Here is a 1507-nt window from a genome sequence, read left to right as displayed (position 1 = left end):
CGAGTGGCGCGGGCCGGTGCCGCCCGCCGCGAGCTCGCCGCCGCGAGCGAGCGGGGCCCGCCTGAGGTCGGTTGCCCGATGATCGCCTCCGTCACCGGCACCGCCCAGCACGTCGGCCTCGACCGGGTCGTCGTCGACGTCCACGGCATCGGGCTGCTCGTGCACACCCCGCCGGCGGTGGCCGCCGCGACCCGGGTGGGCCAGCCGGTCGAGCTCGCGACGAGCATGATCGTGCGCGAGGACTCGATGACCCTCTACGGCTTCGCCGAGGCCTCCGAGCGCGACACCTTCGACCTCGCGCAGACCGTCACCGGCGTGGGTCCGCGCGTCGCCATGGCGCTGCTGTCGGTGCTCAGCCCGCAGGAACTCGCCGCCGCCGTCGCCGCGGACGACATCGCCACGCTGACCAAGGTCCCCGGCATCGGCAAGAAGGGCGCCGAGCGAATCGCCCTCGAGCTGCGGGGCAAGCTGCCGGAGGTGCCCGGGGCCGCCGCCGCGGGTGCCGCCGGGGGTGCGACGGCCGCGCCCTGGGCAGGACCAGGTCATCGAGGCGCTCGTGGGTCTGGGTTACTCCGCGAAGCAGTCCGCGGACGCAGTGGCCAAGGTCGCCGACGAGCACGGTGACGGTGGCGTCTCCAGCGTCCTGAGGGCCGCCCTGCAGGTGCTTGCCCGGTGAGCGGCTTCAGCTCCGAGATGCGGGTCTCCGACGACGAGGACCCTCGGGCCTCCGACGGTTCCTACGACGCGACTGCCCGCATCGTCGACGCCGGCGGCACCGACGACGACACCACCGTCGAGGCGGCGCTGCGACCGCGACGGCTCGACGAGTTCCCCGGCCAGCCCAAGGTGCGCGACCAGCTCGGTCTCGTGCTCGAGGCCGCGCGCCGCCGCGCGCCCCGCCCGACCACGTGCTCCTGTCCGGTCCGCCCGGCCTGGGCAAGACGACCCTGGCGATGATCGTCGCCGCCGAGCTCGAGCAGCCGATCCGGGTGACCTCCGGCCCCGCGATCCAGCACGCGGGCGACCTCGCGTCCGTCCTGAGCTCGCTGTCGGAGGGGGAGGTGCTCTTCCTCGACGAGATCCACCGCATGTCCCGCCCTGCGGAGGAGATGCTCTACCTCGCGATGGAGGACTTCCGCGTCGACGTCGTCGTCGGCAAGGGCCCGGGCGCCACGGCGATCCCGCTCGAGCTGCCCCCCTTCACCGTCGTCGGGGCGACGACCCGTGCCGGCCTGCTGCCGGCGCCGCTGCGCGACCGCTTCGGCTTCACCGGCCACCTCGACTTCTACGAGGTCGCCGACCTCGAGCGCATCCTCGCCCGCAGCGCCCGGCTGCTCGGCGTCACCGCCGACGACGCCTCGCTCGCCGAGATCGCCATGCGCTCCCGCGGCACCCCACGCATCGCCAACCGACTCCTGCGCCGGGTGCGCGACTGGGCCCAGGTGCACGGCACCGGGCAGGTCGACGTCGACGCAGCGCGGGCGGCGCTGGCGCTCTTCGACGTCGA

1 protein-coding gene and 2 pseudogenes are annotated in these 1507 nt (G+C 74.7%); all 3 read left to right on the top strand.

The genetic code is table 11. From position 1 onward, the window contains the following. Positions 1-78 precede the first annotated feature (78 nt). Positions 79-432 (top strand): annotated as a pseudogene (gene ruvA, locus AC2W7J_RS18075) (Holliday junction branch migration protein RuvA); the annotation flags it as partial. A gap of 67 nt (positions 433-499) precedes the next feature. Next, positions 500-676: a hypothetical protein gene (locus tag AC2W7J_RS18070; RefSeq protein WP_485984145.1), complete on the top strand. Its 177-nt coding sequence runs from the start codon at positions 500-502 to the stop codon at positions 674-676. A 17-nt stretch (positions 677-693) separates the two neighbouring features. Further along, a pseudogene (ruvB, locus tag AC2W7J_RS18065) lies at positions 694-1507 on the top strand (Holliday junction branch migration DNA helicase RuvB); the annotation flags it as partial.

The organism is Janibacter sp. CFPM2_SD2, from assembly GCF_057364645.1.
Note: the sequence above shows the minus strand (reverse complement) of the source record. Positions and strands in the feature narration are given on the sequence as shown.